The organism is Bradyrhizobium algeriense, assembly GCF_036924595.1.
GTDB lineage: Bacteria > Pseudomonadota > Alphaproteobacteria > Rhizobiales > Xanthobacteraceae > Bradyrhizobium > Bradyrhizobium algeriense.
Map to the genome: position 1 here is coordinate 7,827,111 of NZ_JAZHRV010000001.1, position 15,064 is coordinate 7,842,174.

The following is a 15,064-nucleotide window of genomic DNA, read 5'->3' on the forward strand; positions in this document are numbered from 1 at the left end:
GATGCCTGCCAAATGGAACGGAAGCTCGCCACTCGAGCAGCAGGCGGCGGACACTAAGACGAATGAGCGAGGAAGACGTTCCGAACAGCCGGGCTGCAATCGATTTTTGATTACATCGTGATCCAATCGGTCGCCGAGGAGCGCGCGTCATGGGCGGCGGCAACCTGTTCCGCCAACCTCACGGAAATCGATCAACGATCGCGCGATACATCGGCCGCGGAGATCCATAGCTGACCAGTCGCACATCTAAGCCGAACTCTTTGACGCGGTCCAAAGCACGGACCATGGCGTCGTGAATCCAGCTTGGATCGTTGCCGAAAGCTCCGCCGCCTAGTGCGGTCAGCAGCACTCGGTTGGAGCGCCCGCGTTCCATGTTCAAGACTCCACAAAGCAGAGTCGCCTCATACGCAGCCTCGAGAACCAATCTCGCAAAGGGCTCCCAAAGAGATTTCGGATGGCCGCTGTAGGCAACTGGCAAGGCGGAACAGAATGCCTGAGATACGACCACTGGCTGATCTCGGAATCCGTCGGTAATTTCGACGTCTTCATGCAGTCCGATCTGAAGAGTTGCCCCAAGCGAATCGCGGGAGTCCTCGTCCAGACTCTCCAAATGTCGTGCTATGCTACGTAGGCCATCCGCAGTGCATAGGGCATATCCGTTCCTCATTTCCCACAGTTCTGAAACCGGTCGTCCCAACGCAGTCTCGAGCTCTTGCCCGATGCGGTTCAGGCAATCGACCTGCCGTTCAGCGGTTTGCCCCTGCTGATCGCCTACGGGTGCAAAATAGTTCCGGAAGATCGTAGCCGCCCCTGCGGCTATCGCGCAGGCAGGGCCCTGGGTGGGGTCGCTTGCATATCTTGTCACCCCCATGTCCGGAGTAACGTTGGGAGATACCATTTCCAACAGATTGAACTGGGAGGCCACCTGAAAGAGGGCGGTCGCGTTGTCCGTGTCGCGGTGCATGGCTCTGACATCACCAGACACCAGCCGGATGGTCAGATTTCCTGCGCCGAGCTTTGCTGAGTTCGCCGAATTCCTCAGCTCACCAAGAGTAGGAATACGTAGGCGTCCGATCCCGTAAACCTTGCCGTTCGCGCGGGAGCGCAGTTGCGCGCCTTCCACGGCTAGCTTGGATTGGGTGTCCTGATAGCCGCATTCGCGAAACCCCGTAATTCTTTCAAACCAATCCATCGTCCACCCTTAGTATCAGTCGTACAATCAATCTTGTCATTTCCTGAACGGAAGCCCCTACCGGTCTAGGTCGCGCACCCACTTGTCCCGCGTCGCAGCCAAAGAGGCTGGCTCTTGGGTTGGGAGGCTCTTGCATCGCCGGTCTACAAACGAACAATTTCGCCTGTGTCCGTGACAAACATAATCGGCGCGCGCCGCGCGCCAGACCACGCCGCGGCCGTTAGCGGACCGCCGAAACAGGCACCCGTATCGAGATTCAACCGGTTTGCCCGCAGATCGGCTTGCCGTGACGTTGTTGGGGTGTGCCCATGCACAACCAGCACCCCATGATCGTCCCTTGAGGATAGGAACGGCTCCCGTATCCAGAGAAGATCCTCTTCCGACTGGAGAGCAAGCGGAACACCAGGCCGGACACCGGCGTGGACGAAAAGGCGATGCCGGTCTATGTGCGTCAGCGGGAGCTGCTTCATCCATGACAAGTGTTCAGCCGGCAGCTCGCTGGGATCGTCAACACCATAGCTTTTGAGGGTTTGCTCACCCCCGTTTCCCCACCAAGTCATGAGATCGTGATCCGAGCGATGCTTGTCCGCGGCGCGGACCAACATCTCCTCGTGATTGCCGCGCAAGCAGATGAAGCGGCGTCCCAGATCCGATTGTCGTCGGATCAGGAAATCCACCACCTGCCTGCTGTCCGGTCCTCTGTCGATGTAGTCGCCAATGAAGATAAACCGGGCATCCTCTCCACCTCGAACAATCTCGCACAGGGCAAGAAGCGTTCGTAGCTTGTCAAAGCACCCGTGAATATCGCCGATGGCGAACGTAAGCGAATGCGTCAGAGTTCACTCCAGGTGGCTACAGCGGTTTACCTTACGCGTCTGCTCCAGCGAAGTGCGCAGGCGGACTAACTTTCGCCAGCTGCCGCAACAGCTCCTTGAATTTGGTCAGATCGAGCATGCATGCATTATGCATTCCGTAGCCAGCAAAGCTGGCATTGAAGAAGCGAAGGTCGAAATCTGCAGGCTCTTTGACCTCATCAAGAATGTTCAACAGCTTCGTGCTGCGCGGATTATTGTTGGCGAGGAGAAAAACCACTTCAGGTCGACCGGAGACAATCGCCCGATCGTATTTTACATGCTTGTTGAAACGGACGAGTCCTAGTTGAAGCAACTGCTCAAACTGCTGTTCGATCGTCCTGTTGAGGCTTTCACGCTTTATGGGATCAGCCAGGATCTTTTCGAGATCTGCGATATGCTTCGCGATGCCAGCGGTGCCATCATAAGCTCCGATGCCATATTTCATTTCGACGAGAACAGGTGTGCAGCGGGTCTCATCCTTTTTATTCTTGCTTAGCCATTTGAGCCCGACCATGTCGAGCTTGGCTCCCTGGTCGGGGTCAGCAAATTCGATATCCGTGATAAAGTATTCGGTCTCGTTCGATATAGCTGATCTGTTGTTCTCCCATGCGACAAGCTGCTGAAACTCGCGCTCGGATTTGTGTTTCCTTGCAAAGTGCGAATTCATTATTTCCTTGAGCTCCGGCAGCGCGGCAACCCAAGCCGAGCAATCCTTGGGCTCCTGAACAACGTTAGGGGGCAGCTTGACCGGCTTGCCTTGGGCATAGTTGGTATCGAAGGTCCCAACATATCCGCCGTTCTTATCTTCAAGATGCAGGATGCTTCCGCCGCGATAGTAGATGTTGATATAGTGGTCGCGAAGCGCGAGCATCAGCGTATCGTCCCGCTGAACCCTTTCCGTAAGCTCATGCAGCCGACCTCCTTCCTGCAGGTCCTTCATAAACTTCTCGGATATTGCCTTACCCATCTCTATTGCCCCTTGTTTTGCAGTGCTAAAAAAAGACGATCTAGACATCCCACCATTCGCCATCGTCGCGACGCGTGACATTCGCGAAATAGTCGGAGAACCGGTCACCCTGGAATGTGTGAATTGGCACGAGCCGGCCCGGATTGAGAGCGTTGGCCAACCGCTTGAGATCGGCGATGCTGGCATGGCCCGATGTATGAATGACGTCCAGCCGGATCCCTCGGCCCAGCAGGTCGGCCTTTAGTTTCGCGCCAGGACCATCGTGGAGGTATCCGTCCCATTGGGACCAGATCGCCCTCGCGTCGTTCCAGAGGTTGCCCAATTCCACGTCGCGCATCATTGCGGGTCGAAACAGCATCACCACCCTGTCGGCGATTGCAGCTATATGCTCGCGGAAGATGCGTGCGGACTTGTAAGGTTCGAGTAGGTCGAAACGCTGATTTCTGGCGATGTGCCGGCGTTGATATTCCGGAACGTAGACCGAGAGGTTAGGCCAGCCCACGTTCGGCAGGTTTGGATTGCTGGTCGCTCTCAGGATCTCCATCGCATAGACATCGAGCAGAAGCGTGCGGTTCGTCCGCTTGCAGGCGCGATAAATGCCGACCATGCGATCAATATTCTGCGCCGACGCGGAGATCGTGACGAACCCTGGCCGGCTGAAATTCTCGATGAGCCTGGCCTCGATTTCCTGTTCGCTTTCGAAATGGTCGTGTTCGTTGAGTCGGCCGAGGCTCGAACCCTCCATCAGCATCGTGTCGATCTGTTGAGGTGGCTTCCTCACCAATTGTTCGAAGAGAGCCGCTTTGCGACCGTGAGCGCGAATGTCGCCGCTGTAGAACAGCCGGCGGCCAGCTGCCTCGATCTCCAGGGCGTAGGCGTCATAGGCCGAATGGTCGACAAGATAAGGGGTAAGACGGAACGGTCCAATCTGGAGGCGAGTTCGGTCACTCAGATATTTCGACACCTTGGGCGCAAAGAAATTGGGCGCAAACGGTGCCGCGGCACCCATAATGCGAGCCGTTGCAGCCCCCATGACTAACGGGATCGCGGGCTTGCACAACGGCAGCAATCCCCAATGGTCGCCGTGCCCATGCGAAATAACAATCGCGCTCAAACTTGGGTCTTCGCCTTGAAGCCCTGCGACATCCGGCAGCAAATCGTCCGAAGCTCCATCAGCGTCGAGCGGCAAGCCCAGATCGAGCAAGATCCTTTGGCCATCCGCCTCCAGTTCGATGCAAGTCCCACCAATTTGCCGAGTGCCGCGGTGAACGCGAGCGCGAAATGCACCCATGGATCTAGTATTCATAAGGCCTTCTGGATTTGAGCGAGGGTCAGCGGGGAATGGATGTGATCTGCTCGAGCAGTTCGTGATCTGAGAGACTATGCGGGCGGCCGTCCTGCTGAAGCGAACCGGCTAGGGGTTCGATCTGGAGAATCGGGGTGGATGCTAAGATTTGGTCCACGAATGCAAAGTAGGCTCCAATTTAGCGATCAGATATCTATATTCAGTTGAAGGCCCCGGAAATTGCGGCTTAAAGCCAAGAAATAATTGATGTTGCATTCAAGCAACATTCGGGAGCTGTCGAGTTGCACGGACCTATTGGCGTTGGTCTTGAAAAGTATGGGGAGCCCGCTCCGCCGAACGATCCTCGGGCATAACTCTTGCCAGCTGGGCAGGCAAGGGCGCCACCACGTGATCCAAGTTATTCCCTCTCCTCTCTGGGTGAGATTCAAGAAATGGCGATAATCTCAATTTCGTTTGTGCCAGAGCCTACGGTGTCTCCCACGGCTTTACCCATCAGTGATTTCGCGACAGGGGAAGCAAACGAAATGGAACCCTGCCTTCGGATCCGCTCCGTCCTCGCCAACAATAACAATGCGAAACTTCTGTGCGCGACCGTCCAGTCGATTGAATGTCACTGTGCTTCCAAGGGCGACGACGTCCGCAGACGTGGGATTGGGAAGGACCTGACCCGTTCGCAGTCGCTCGGAAAAGTATCGCGTGTCACGAATGGGGATTGCCGAAAGTCGCCGTTTTTCATTGACGTCGTCAGTCTTTTGAGCGGCTTCGTAGGCCGCGCGGGCTTCATGGAGTTGTCGCTCCAAGGCCTTCAGACCCGTCTCAGTTACCAGATTGGGATGGGGTGAAATCGGACGATCTGGCAAAAGCGTCTCGGATGCAGTCTCAGCACTTTCTTCCTTTGTAAAAGCGACGCTCACTCCTAATCTCCAATTTTCGGCTATCCGGATTTTGTTGTGTGGAAACGCTACACTGGCTCACATCGCTAAGGATCGCCTCGGCGTCAGAGAGTTTCGTCAGGGAACCATTTGTGCTCCGTTATCCATTAAACTCTGCAGTGATGTTGGCTTCAACCGGCCTCGATATGCCGCATCGACTGAAGGAATAGCAGATGGACGCTGATCGCCAATACGCGGTTGCCTCATTACTATTTGACTACGTAAAGAGCCCCTCATTGCGGCATCTGCGTGATCCTCACAGCATACACAGACTCGCACGGGACATCGTGAACGCTCTCGATAGAGCGAGATCCATGTGGAAGAAGTGGGGGCCGGAGCGGGAGGAGGTCGTACAAGCCGCAGCTCCTTGCTGGATACCGCCAGAAGATCTTCAAGCCTTTCTAAATACGTGGCCTGGTCCCCCGCTGACGAAGACGGATATTGAGCAGCGGTTACGCGCGATCTGGGAAGAGCCACATACAACCTATCCAAAGGACGAGTTCAAGGACGGTTGCCTCGTGTTATATCAGGCAGAGAAGGCGCTGGGCACAGAGATCCGCGCGATCATTGGCGCGCTGCAAGAGCACATAGAGCGTGAGGAGGAGCGGCTCAGGCGGGAGCAGCAAGAGCAGTACCACCGATGGAGGGAAGAAGAACGATTGAAGCTGGAGCGGCGCTTTCTCTCGGGCGCAGATTGTGGGTGGACTCGAATCGAGAAGTCCGATGCGCTTTATTGCCGTCGCAAATGGTGCGGTGGAATGAAGAGGTTTGGGCAACGGAAGTAGTCGATTTGCGTCCCCCCTTCTTTTTGGAGCCCGAAATATCGGCGAAAAAGTCGATGCGGAATTTGCTGTTTCAGCGAGATGAGAGATCGAGTCGTTCTTAAAACGAAATCGAGTCGCTCTAAAAACCCAAATCGAGTCGTTTTCAAAGTGTCCGCACAACAAAAAAATGTCGGGACCAATCAAAGGCGAGTCGCCTAAGTCATTGATTTCTTATTCGTCGCCAAAAATTCGCGAGTCGAAAAACCAAAGACTCGCGAGTTGATTTTTGTCCAAAACAAAAATTCATGAGTCGATTTGGCAAATGCACACGATCTTGAACTTTGCACGTCTCATCGCCTGCTAAATGTCGTAGGTCCAATTGCCGGCCATCGGCGAATTGGGGCACCGCAGATTTTGGACGGCCTCGGCAAGTCTGAGCTCCCACCTTCTGCGCGCCGTGACTTCCGTCTTTGAATTGAGACAGACAACGGTCCGCTCAGAGGTGACATGAGCGATGTGGCAAACGATAGCTGCCCTATTGGCGTTACCGACCGTTGCGGGGCCTCGCACGCCGCTTCTTGCGGGACTCCGGCAAATTGGCCGCTGAAGCCCGCTGATTCTCCTGAAACTTGAGCGTCGCTTGAACATGTTCGGCGAGCTTCAACGCGCTATCGGCGTTCGAAGCAAGACGAGACAGCAGCTGGGACAACACTTTGAAATCCTCGCGCGTCAGCATTCCGAACAATGCGTCATTGACCGGGCGTTGCAAGGCCGCAAGGCGGATCAGTCGGCTCACTCCGTGCTGGGTGAGGGCAAGTTGCACCCGACGTCCGTCGCCGGGATGGGGGGTCTTCTCGATCAGCCCGTCAGACACCAGCTTGTTGATCTCGTTGGTGACGAAGGCGCCGCTTAGATACAAGCGTTCGGCGACCTGGTTGACCCCCATGGGCTCTTCCGCCGTCGAATTCTTGATCGCGATCAATATCAGATACTGGGTAGGCGATAGACCGACAAAGCTCGCGAACGTCTCACGGGCGGCTTCCAGGCTGCGCCCGAAAGCGAAATAGTCGTAGAGGAGGCCGCGAAGCGTGCCGTCTCCATCTTTATCGAGCAGCTCGGGCTTGGACGCTGTCAAAAGCGCATCGATCAAAAGTCATTCTCCCGGCGATTCCATGGGTCTTGCCTAGAAACCATGCGTGGGCCTGCTCAGCAAGAGGGCTTGACATCTCCAAATAGCTTTGTCAGAAAGCTATCTAGGAATTATATTTCAGGGATGGGGAATCGAGGCGCGTGTACCAATGGAAGACCGTGCATTCAGGCGTGCTCTCGGGGAGTTCGCGACCGGTGTTGCGGTAGTGACCGCGCGCGGCAAGGGCGAAGAGCTCATCGGTGTGACCATGAGTTCGTTCAACTCCGTCTCACTTGATCCGCCGCTCGTTCTTTTCAGCGTCGACCGCAAGGCGCGCAGCCTATCTGCGATGCTCGAAGCGAAGGGCTTCGCCGTGAATATCCTTGCGCGCGACCAGGAGCACATCTCCAATCAATTTGCGCGAGCCCTCTCCAACAAATGGGACCAGGTCAAGACCTCGGTCGGCCATGCCGAGGCCCCGCTGATCTCGGGTGCGATGGCGCATTTCGAATGCGCGCCCTACGCGAACTATGACGGCGGGGACCACATCATCTTTGTCGTGCGCGTCGTCCGTCACACGACCCGCTCTGAGGCGGCCGCCCCACTGGTCTTCTTTCGCGGTCGTTACCGAGATCTCGTGGACGAAGCCGAACGCGAGCCGACCTGGCCGCTTCCCATTCACTACTAGCTTCGAACTGGAGAAACCGCGATGCGTAGCGCAAAGGAATATTTGTCAGGCTTGAAGGATGGCCGGACCATCTACATCGACGGCGCCTCAGTCGGCGATGTAACGGCGCACCATGCCTTCCGCAATCTCGCTGGCTCGATGGCGGGGTTGTTTGGCTTTGCGAGCGCGCCCGAGAATGCGGATCTGATGACGTTCGACACAGGCGCAGGCCGCGCCAACCGTATCTGGCAGCTTCCGGCCTCCTATGCCGAGCTCGTGAAGCGGCGGAAGGCGCTTGAGGCCTGGGCCGCGTTGCATGCGGGGTTCATGGGCCGCGCCCCGGACCACGTGGCGTCCTGCATTTCCGGCCTCTACATGGGGCTCGACGTCTTCAAGGAGTATGATCCGGCCCGCGCCGGGGCGCTCGAGAGCTACTACCGTTACGCGCGCGACAAGGATCTCTACCTCACTTACGTCATCATCAATCCGCAGGCGGACCGTTCGAAGGGTGCGGCCGACCAGGCGGATCCGTTTCTCACCGCCGGCGTCGTCGATCGCGATGCTGAGGGCATTACGATCCGTGGCGCCAAGATGCTGGCCACCGGCGGCGTCGTGGCCGACGAGGTCTTTGTCACGACGATCCAGCCGATGCGCCCGGGTGAGGAGCGCTATGCGATGTCCTTTGCGATTCCGATGAGTACGAAGGGCCTGAAGCTGCTGTCGCGCAAATCCTATGAGAACGCGGCGGGCGCCGTGTTCGACAATCCTCTGTCCAGCCGGTTCGACGAGAACGACTCCGTTCTCTATTTCGACGACGTCAAGGTGCCGTGGGACCGAGTGTTCGTCGAAAGCAATGTCGAGATGTGCCAGAAGCAGTTTCACGCCACACCCTGTCATGTGTACCAGAACTACCAGGCGATGGTCCGATTGAGCGTGAAGCTCAAGTTCCTGACGGGTCTTGCTCATCGGATCGCCGAGATGAACGGAGTCACCCAGTTTCCGCAGGTGCGTGAGATGCTCGGCCAGCTTGCAGCCGAGACCGGTATGGTCGACGCGCTGGTTGCGGCCATGGAGGCGAAGGGCAAGCAGATCGGTCCCTATTTCATCCCGGACCGTCACACGCTCTATTCCGCGCAGGTGCTGACGCAGCAGCTTTATTCACACATCCTCGGCTCGCTGCGCGAACTCGCCGGCGGCGGCATGATCATGCTGCCTTCGTCAGTCGCCGACTTCGCCAATCCCGAGATCGCGGCGTTGATCGGCAAGACCCAGCAGTCCCCGAAGGCGAACTCGCATGATCGCGTGAAGTTCTACAAGCTCGCTTGGGATGCCGTCGGCTCCGAGTTCGGCTCGCGCCATCAGCAGTACGAGATGTTCTACGCCGGCGCGACTTTCGTCACCAAGGGGCACTCCTATCGCACCTATGATTGGGTCGGCGCCGATCGGCTGGTCCAGAGCATGCTCGATTCCTACGACCTCAACGGCGTCTCTTCTTCCAGCAAGGCCGCCTGAACCAAGGAGACAACCCATGCCTGTCAACAAGAAGCACGACGAATTCTACACGCTCGACATGAATACCGGCTGGGAAGTCCCGGTGGGGTATCCGCCGGGCATCCAGCAGAAGATCATTGCGGGCGGTCTCGACGAGACGAATCGGCGCGGTACGCGCACCCGGTTGCTTCGCTTCGCGCCAGGCGTCTATACGACCGCGCCGTTTTCGCACGAGTACTGGGAAGAGGTCTATCTGGTCTCGGGCGACCTGATCGTCGGCAATGACGAAAAAGGCGAGGGCGGCAAGAGTTTCCCGCCAAACACCTACGCCTGCCGGCCGCCGCATGCACCGCATGGGCCGTTCAAATCCGTCAACGGCTGCCTGCTGCTGGAAATGCACTACTTCGATCCGGTGTGACGCCAACAGCGGCGTCACCATCGCATTCGATCAAAAACACCAAAACAATCTGACGAGAGGGGAGAATCATGAAGCTGAGAAGCGGCTTGTCTGCGGTTTCGCTTGTCATTGGTCTTGCGTCGGCGGCGTCAGCCGCCGCGCAGCAAAAGCCTGCCTCATTGGGGCTCGGAATCTTCACGTTTACCTCGGGTCCTGCGGCAGCCTACGGGATGCCCGGCAAGAACGCGGCTGACCTGATGATTGACGAGATCAACGCCAAGGGCGGCATCGAGGGTGTGCCTGTTAGTGCGACCTATGTCGATGAAGCACAAGGCGCGCAGGGCGTCATCGCGGAGTATCGCCGCCTCGCAGGTGACGCCAAGAACCAGGTGATGGTCGCGGCCTTGTCGAGCGCCAACTGCCTCGCGCTGGCACCGATCGCGGAGCAGATTGAGGTCCCGACGGTAGGGTGGAATTGCGACACCCATCAGCTTCTGATCGACGGCAAAAGCAAATACGTATTCCGCCCCAACGGCAACACCGTGCCTGAATTCATCGCCTACGCGATCTATCTTCTGGAGCGTAAGCCGAACGTGAAGACCGTCGCGATCATCAATCCCGACTACGCGTTCGGTCATGATGCAGCCAAGATCTTCACCGCAGCGCTGAAGGCGTTGAAGCCAGACGTCGAGATCGTCGCCGAGCTCTATCCGAAGCTCGGCTCGCCAAACTACCAGACCGAGATTTCGCGCCTCACCACCGCGCGTCCAGATGTGGTCTTCTCAAACCTCTGGGGCGCCGACCTCGAAAATTTCGTTCGTCAGGCCGCGCCGCGTGGGCTATTCACGTCCAGTCAAGTGGTCCTTGCGCTCGGCGAGACCGTGCTGCAGCGTGTGCCGTTACCCGACGGCGTGATAGTCGGGGTTCTGGGCGACGGCTGGTGGATGTCGCCGGACGCCAAAGCCAATCCCGAGACGGCGAAGTTTGCCGAGGCATACAAGGCCCGTTTCGGCGAATATCCGGTGTTCCCGTCCATCAAGATGGCCAACGCGCTGATCTACGTAAAAGCTGCCTACAAGGCTGCGATGCAGAAGAATGGCGGCAAGTGGCCGACGCGCGCCGAGCTGGCGGACGCCATGAAGGGCAGCAAGGTCGCGACCCTGACCGGCACCGCGCAGACGCGCGCCGACAATGACGGCCTCGTCGACCAGGTCGTCGGCGTCACCGTGAAGACAGCGGCGCAGCAGTTCCCCGTGATCGGTGACATGGTCCGCTACAAGGGCGACAGCCTGATGCCACAGGCCGGGCAGGACCCGCTGGCCTGGATTTCGACGCTGAAGCCGGAGTTCGCGAAGAGCCTGCCGAAGCCGGGAAGCTACAAATAGGCGGCCGGTAGCCGCGATTTGTCTCCAAACACGCAAGGCATAGGCCGATGTCAAATGCAATCATCCCCCTGCTGCTGGACAGTCTGGCCAGCGCCGCACTGATATTCTTTGCGGCGGTTGGCCTGACGCTGGTCTTCAGCGTGCTGCGCGTCCTCAACGTGGCCCATGGCAGCCTCTATTCGATCGGCGGCTATGTCGCGGCATCGATCTGCCTGTTCATTGCGAACCGCCAGCTCAACCCGTATCTGTCGTTCGTGGCGTTGCTGTTCAGCGCCGTCCTCGTTGCGGCGATATTCGGTCCGCTGATCGAGCGCGGTCTGGTCCGTTGGACTTACGGCAAGTCGGAAGCCGTCCAGATCCTGATCACGTTCGGGCTGTTCCTCATCCTGGAGGACCTGCAGCGCGTGATCTTCGGCGTGAATTCCTTTTACGAGGATGCGCCTATGCGATTGCTCGGCACGTCGAGCATCGGCGGGGTCGTCTATCTCAACTACCAGATCCTCTTGATCGGGATGGCGCTTCTCGTCGTCATCGGTCTGCGGCTGTTGATCAACCATACCCGGCTTGGGCGCCTGATCACGGCTGTCGTGACCGACCGTGAGATGGCGCAGGCGATGGGCATCGACACCAACCGGATTTTCATCCTGGCGTTCTCGCTCGGCGTGTTCCTGGCGGCGCTGGGAGGGGCCCTGGCGACGCCGACGTCCGGCATCGCCCCGGGGCTCGGGGCCGACACCATGGTGCTCGCCTTTGCGGTGGCGGCGATCGGGGGCCTCGGACAGATCGAAGGGGCCGCGGTGGCCTCGCTAATCGTCGGTCTGGCGCGCGTGCTCGCGATCTATCTGGCGCCGTCGCTGGATGCCGTTGCGCCCTATGCGGCGATGCTTGTCGTCCTCCTGATCCGTCCCTACGGCCTGTTCGGATCGGTGACGGCGCGGAGGATATGATGCGAGCGATCTTTGCCGCCGCCGCGATACTCACACTTGCCGTGCTGCCGGTCGCCGCACCCTGGCTGCAATTCGTGCTGACGCTTGCGATCGCCAAGGGCTTTGCGGCGCTGGGCGTTGCGATTCTGCTCCGCGCCGGGCTGATCTCGATCGGTCATGCCATGTTCTTTGCCGCCAGCGCCTATGGTGTCGCATTCCTGGCGCGTGCCGGCATCAATGATTTCGGCCTGCTCCTGGTCCTCTCGGTGCTGTCCGCCGCGCTGGTCGGCGCCATCGCGGGATCGTTCCTTGTCCGATATCGCGCGATCTTCTTCGCGATGCTGAACCTCGCGGTCTCCATGGTCTTCTACGCATTGTGCTCCAAGCTTTATGGAGTCACCGGTGGGACCGACGGCTTGCCCGTTCCCATTCCCGGCATCTTCGGCATCGTGGTGACCGAGCCTGTCTTCAAGAGCATGCTCTTCTATCTTAGCCTGACGCTGATGGTGCTGGTCGGCTTTGCCGTCCAGCGCTACCTGAACAGTCCGTTAGGCCATGCGCTCTCGGCGGTCCACACCAACGAGATCCGGCTTGAGTATCTCGGAATACCCGTCTGGGCGATCCTCCTGATTGCCTACGCCATTTCGGCGGCGCTGGCGGGGCTTGGTGGCGTGATCGCCGGTTTCGCGATCGGTCGAGTGGTGCCTGAATTCGCCTTTTGGACCGCGTCCGGCCATCTGGTGCTGATCGCCGTGCTCGGCGGGATCGGCGGCGTGCCCGGCGCCTTCCTCGGAGCGCTGTTCCTGGAGTTGCTCCACAGCGCCGCCGTCACCGTGACCGACGCCTGGAATCTGATCGTGGGCGTGGCCCTGATCGCCGTGATCATGTTCATGCCGCAAGGGTTTTATGGACTGTTCTCGCGCAAGGAGGCGTCAAGCCTATGACGCGTCCCATTCTCGAGGCCAAGGACCTTCATGTCGCGTTCAACGGGATCAAGGCTGCCGACGGTGTGAGCATCGCGATTCACGACGGCGAATTCCTCGCAATCATTGGACCGAACGGGTCGGGGAAGACGACCCTGCTCAATATCTGCACCGGCTACATCCGGCCGAAATCCGGCAGCGTGCAGCTCGATGGTTACGACATCACCCGCCTGTCGCCGCGCGCCATCGCGCGCCGCGGCGTCGCTCGCGCCTTCCAGATTCCGCAGCTGTTCTCCGCGCAACGCACCATCGACAACATGATGCTGGCGCTGGCGGCAACGGATGGATTGTGGAGCGCGGGCCGCCCGCTCGAGACCGCGGCGCGACGCGAGGAGGCGGAGGCGCTGCTCGACCTGGTTGGGCTCGCCGACGACAGTGAGCGGATCAGCAGCACCTTGCCCGAAGGGCATCGCAAGCTCCTGGACATCGCGGTTGCGCTGGCTCTCAAGCCGCGCCTTCTGCTGCTGGACGAGCCGACCAGCGGCGTCAGCGCGCTCGAGCGCTTTCAGCTCATGGAGGCGCTGATGGGTGCGCTCCGCCAGCGCCGCATCACGGCGCTGTTCGTGGAGCACGACATGGACGTGGTTGCCCGCTACGCGAGCCGTGTCCTGGTCTGGAACGCCGGCAACATCATGGCCGAAGGGCGACCCGACGAGGTATTCAAGAACGCGCAGGTCCGCGAACGCGTCGTGGGGGTGGCGTGATGCTCAGCCTCGACAAGGTCTGTGTCTCGATCGAAGGCGTTCGCGTGTTGCGCGAGGTGAGCTGCGACATCGTCGAGCGCAAGACGACGGTGCTGATCGGGCGCAACGGCGCTGGTAAGACGACGACGCTGCGCGCGATCATGGGGCTGCTTGGCCTTGATGGCGGCAACATCCGTCTCGACGCCGACGACCTCGGCCGTATGCCGGCCCATCACCGCGCACGCGCCGGAATCGGCTATGCGCCGGAGGATCGCCGGCTGATCTCGGAATTGAGCGTGGACGAGAACATTCGCCTTCCGGCGCTGGCGTTGAAGCTCGAGAAGGCGGAGATCGAGCGAAGGCTCGATGAGGTCTACAGCTTGCTGCCCGAGCTGCATGTCATGCGGGCAAGGCCGGCAGGTGGCGTCTCCGGCGGGCAGGGCAAGATGGTTGCGCTCGGCCGCGCGCTCACGGTGGCACGCAAGGTGCTATTGCTCGATGAACCCTTCCAGGGTCTTGCGCCGGCGCTTGCGCTCAACTATGCGCGCACGCTCGGCGAGTTGCGCAAGCGGCGACCGGAGCTTTCGCTGTTGATCACCGAATCGTCGCCGGCGCTGCTCGACCGGATCGCCGACAGGACACTGCAGATCGAGCGCGGCGAAATCCTCGCCACATCGACCAAGGATAGGGAATCCCATGTTGCTGCAATTTGACCGCATCGCCAAAGACCGGACCGACCGTGTCGGGGTCGAGATCAACTCTCTCGTCATCGCGGGGTGGGCCGGCAGGGATGCCGCGGCGATCGAGCACCACATCGAGGAGCTCGCTGCGCTCGGCATTCCGCGCCCCTCGACGACACCGCTCTACTACCGCGTCGCAGCACAAACGTTGACTCAGGCAAGCCGCCTGACCGTGCTCGGCCCGGATAGTTCTGGCGAGGTCGAGCCCGTCATTGTCGCCATGGCTGACGGGCTCTGGATCGGCATCGGATCTGACCATACCGACCGCAAGGCGGAAGCGTCAGGCATCGCCCTTTCGAAGCAGCTTTGCGGCAAGCCGGTCGGCGCGCGGCTCTGGTCTTACGCTGATGTCGAAGGGCATTGGGATGAACTGGTCCTTCGCTCGTGGGCCACGATCGACGGTAAGCGGGTTCTCTACCAGGAGAGCCCGGTTTCGTCGCTAAGGACGCCGCGCGATCTCATTCGCCGTCACACTGGCTCGGACACGCTACCGGCCGGCACGCTGATGTTTTGCGGCACGCCCGGTGCGATCGGCGGCATTCGGCCGGGGACGCGTTTTGACATGGAGTTATATGATCCGGTCCTCGACCGCGCGCTGACCCACGGCTACGACATCGACGTGCTGCCTGTCGTTTCCTGATCATCAGT

The 15,064-nt window shown here is 59.4% G+C and carries 15 protein-coding genes and 1 pseudogene; 10 read left to right on the forward strand and 6 right to left on the reverse strand.

What is annotated here, in order from left to right; genetic code table 11:
- Positions 1–178: 178 nt before the first annotated feature.
- The 5 genes and pseudogenes from V1286_RS37520 to greA form a co-directional block, all read right to left on the reverse strand.
- On the reverse strand, positions 179–1,192 hold the full coding sequence (locus V1286_RS37520; RefSeq protein ID WP_334488941.1) for a hypothetical protein: 1,014 nt from the start codon (positions 1,190–1,192) through the stop codon (positions 179–181).
- A 143-nt stretch (positions 1,193–1,335) separates the two neighbouring features.
- Positions 1,336–2,028: a metallophosphoesterase family protein gene (locus tag V1286_RS37525; RefSeq protein WP_334490193.1), complete on the reverse strand. Its 693-nt coding sequence runs from the start codon at positions 2,026–2,028 to the stop codon at positions 1,336–1,338.
- Positions 2,029–2,059: 31 nt separating this feature from the next.
- Positions 2,060–2,986: a hypothetical protein gene (locus tag V1286_RS37530; RefSeq protein ID WP_334488943.1), complete on the reverse strand. Its 927-nt coding sequence runs from the start codon at positions 2,984–2,986 to the stop codon at positions 2,060–2,062.
- Positions 2,987–3,053: 67 nt separating this feature from the next.
- Positions 3,054–4,319, reverse strand: coding sequence for an MBL fold metallo-hydrolase (locus V1286_RS37535; RefSeq protein ID WP_334488946.1), 1,266 nt, complete (start codon positions 4,317–4,319; stop codon positions 3,054–3,056).
- A 424-nt stretch (positions 4,320–4,743) separates the two neighbouring features.
- Positions 4,744–5,233: pseudogene (greA, locus tag V1286_RS37540) on the reverse strand (transcription elongation factor GreA).
- A gap of 332 nt (positions 5,234–5,565) precedes the next feature.
- Between greA and V1286_RS37545 the strand changes: the two are divergent.
- Positions 5,566–6,036, forward strand: a complete 471-nt coding sequence (locus V1286_RS37545; RefSeq protein ID WP_334488948.1) for a hypothetical protein — start codon at positions 5,566–5,568, stop codon at positions 6,034–6,036.
- Positions 6,037–6,559: 523 nt separating this feature from the next.
- Here V1286_RS37545 and V1286_RS37550 read toward each other — a convergent pair.
- Positions 6,560–7,165 (reverse strand): MarR family winged helix-turn-helix transcriptional regulator, encoded by a 606-nt coding sequence (locus V1286_RS37550; RefSeq protein ID WP_334488951.1) that lies wholly within the window; start codon positions 7,163–7,165, stop codon positions 6,560–6,562.
- A 148-nt stretch (positions 7,166–7,313) separates the two neighbouring features.
- Here V1286_RS37550 and V1286_RS37555 point away from each other — a divergent pair, with 148 nt between their 5' ends.
- From V1286_RS37555 to V1286_RS37595, 9 genes are all read left to right on the forward strand, one after another.
- Entirely contained in the window at positions 7,314–7,832 is a 519-nt protein-coding gene (locus tag V1286_RS37555; RefSeq protein WP_334488954.1) for a flavin reductase family protein, read from the forward strand.
- Positions 7,833–7,853: 21 nt separating this feature from the next.
- Positions 7,854–9,323 carry a 4-hydroxyphenylacetate 3-hydroxylase family protein gene (locus V1286_RS37560; RefSeq protein ID WP_334488957.1) on the forward strand — a complete coding sequence of 490 codons (1,470 nt, stop codon included), beginning with the start codon at positions 7,854–7,856 and terminating at the stop codon, positions 9,321–9,323.
- 16 nt (positions 9,324–9,339) lie between these two features.
- Positions 9,340–9,720 (forward strand): cupin, encoded by a 381-nt coding sequence (locus V1286_RS37565; protein WP_334488959.1) that lies wholly within the window; start codon positions 9,340–9,342, stop codon positions 9,718–9,720.
- Positions 9,721–9,788: 68 nt separating this feature from the next.
- Positions 9,789–11,084 carry an ABC transporter substrate-binding protein gene (locus tag V1286_RS37570; protein ID WP_334488961.1) on the forward strand — a complete coding sequence of 432 codons (1,296 nt, stop codon included), beginning with the start codon at positions 9,789–9,791 and terminating at the stop codon, positions 11,082–11,084.
- 47 nt (positions 11,085–11,131) lie between these two features.
- On the forward strand, positions 11,132–12,031 hold the full coding sequence (locus tag V1286_RS37575) for a branched-chain amino acid ABC transporter permease (RefSeq protein ID WP_334488964.1): 900 nt from the start codon (positions 11,132–11,134) through the stop codon (positions 12,029–12,031).
- Positions 12,031–12,954 (forward strand): branched-chain amino acid ABC transporter permease, encoded by a 924-nt coding sequence (locus V1286_RS37580; RefSeq protein ID WP_334488966.1) that lies wholly within the window; start codon positions 12,031–12,033, stop codon positions 12,952–12,954. Before V1286_RS37575 ends, V1286_RS37580 begins: the two co-directional genes overlap by 1 nt.
- Complete coding sequence (locus V1286_RS37585) at positions 12,951–13,697, forward strand: ABC transporter ATP-binding protein (protein WP_334488969.1); 747 nt, start codon at positions 12,951–12,953, stop codon at positions 13,695–13,697. The genes V1286_RS37580 and V1286_RS37585 overlap by 4 nt, the downstream gene beginning before the upstream one ends.
- On the forward strand, positions 13,697–14,389 hold the full coding sequence (locus tag V1286_RS37590) for an ABC transporter ATP-binding protein (RefSeq protein ID WP_334356923.1): 693 nt from the start codon (positions 13,697–13,699) through the stop codon (positions 14,387–14,389). Before V1286_RS37585 ends, V1286_RS37590 begins: the two co-directional genes overlap by 1 nt.
- Positions 14,373–15,056 (forward strand): DUF2848 domain-containing protein, encoded by a 684-nt coding sequence (locus V1286_RS37595; RefSeq protein WP_334488972.1) that lies wholly within the window; start codon positions 14,373–14,375, stop codon positions 15,054–15,056. Before V1286_RS37590 ends, V1286_RS37595 begins: the two co-directional genes overlap by 17 nt.
- Positions 15,057–15,064 lie beyond the last annotated feature (8 nt).

Bases quoted from the DNA above. Each gene is read 5' to 3' on its own strand.
- V1286_RS37520 (WP_334488941.1), bottom strand. From the start codon at position 1,192: ATGGATTGGTTTGAAAGAATTACGGGGTTTCGCGAATGCGGCTATCAG.
- V1286_RS37530 (WP_334488943.1), bottom strand. From the start codon at position 2,986: ATGAAGGACCTGCAGGAAGGAGGTCGGCTGCATGAGCTTACGGAAAGG.
- V1286_RS37535 (WP_334488946.1), bottom strand. From the start codon at position 4,319: ATGAATACTAGATCCATGGGTGCATTTCGCGCTCGCGTTCACCGCGGC.
- V1286_RS37545 (WP_334488948.1), top strand. From the start codon at position 5,566: ATGTGGAAGAAGTGGGGGCCGGAGCGGGAGGAGGTCGTACAAGCCGCA.
- V1286_RS37555 (WP_334488954.1), top strand. From the start codon at position 7,314: ATGGAAGACCGTGCATTCAGGCGTGCTCTCGGGGAGTTCGCGACCGGT.
- V1286_RS37560 (WP_334488957.1), top strand. From the start codon at position 7,854: ATGCGTAGCGCAAAGGAATATTTGTCAGGCTTGAAGGATGGCCGGACC.
- V1286_RS37565 (WP_334488959.1), top strand. From the start codon at position 9,340: ATGCCTGTCAACAAGAAGCACGACGAATTCTACACGCTCGACATGAAT.
- V1286_RS37570 (WP_334488961.1), top strand. From the start codon at position 9,789: ATGAAGCTGAGAAGCGGCTTGTCTGCGGTTTCGCTTGTCATTGGTCTT.
- V1286_RS37575 (WP_334488964.1), top strand. From the start codon at position 11,132: ATGTCAAATGCAATCATCCCCCTGCTGCTGGACAGTCTGGCCAGCGCC.
- V1286_RS37580 (WP_334488966.1), top strand. From the start codon at position 12,031: ATGCGAGCGATCTTTGCCGCCGCCGCGATACTCACACTTGCCGTGCTG.
- V1286_RS37585 (WP_334488969.1), top strand. From the start codon at position 12,951: ATGACGCGTCCCATTCTCGAGGCCAAGGACCTTCATGTCGCGTTCAAC.
- V1286_RS37590 (WP_334356923.1), top strand. From the start codon at position 13,697: ATGCTCAGCCTCGACAAGGTCTGTGTCTCGATCGAAGGCGTTCGCGTG.
- V1286_RS37595 (WP_334488972.1), top strand. From the start codon at position 14,373: ATGTTGCTGCAATTTGACCGCATCGCCAAAGACCGGACCGACCGTGTC.